Origin of the sequence: Pseudomonas sp. SIMBA_068, from assembly GCF_046534705.1 — a bacterium.
Lineage (GTDB): Bacteria > Pseudomonadota > Gammaproteobacteria > Pseudomonadales > Pseudomonadaceae > Aquipseudomonas > Aquipseudomonas putida.
On record NZ_JAWRYI010000852.1, the window covers coordinates 1 to 260 of the forward strand.

General features: G+C 57.3%; 1 pseudogene. It reads right to left on the reverse strand.

Annotated elements, in window-relative coordinates:
* Positions 1–260, reverse strand: a pseudogene (gene ldtE / locus SB756_RS31750) (L,D-transpeptidase LdtE); the annotation flags it as partial.

Consider the following 260-nt stretch of genomic DNA (forward strand, 5'->3'; position numbering starts at 1 on the left):
GGTGCATTCATGCGAATACACCCTGAACTGACGCGCAAACCGACGCTGTCCGGCGCACTGGTACCATGAATGAGGTATTCGCCATTACCATGCGCGAGGCGCAGTGCGTAACGTCCTAGCGGGTTATTTGGTCCGGCAGGAACGACTGGCGGTAATTTAATGCCACGCTCCAGCGAACGCTGACGAATGCCTGCCGTAGGCGTCCAGGTTGGGTTAGGGATTTTCTGCCCAACACGCGTTTCCATCACCGGCGTTTCCAG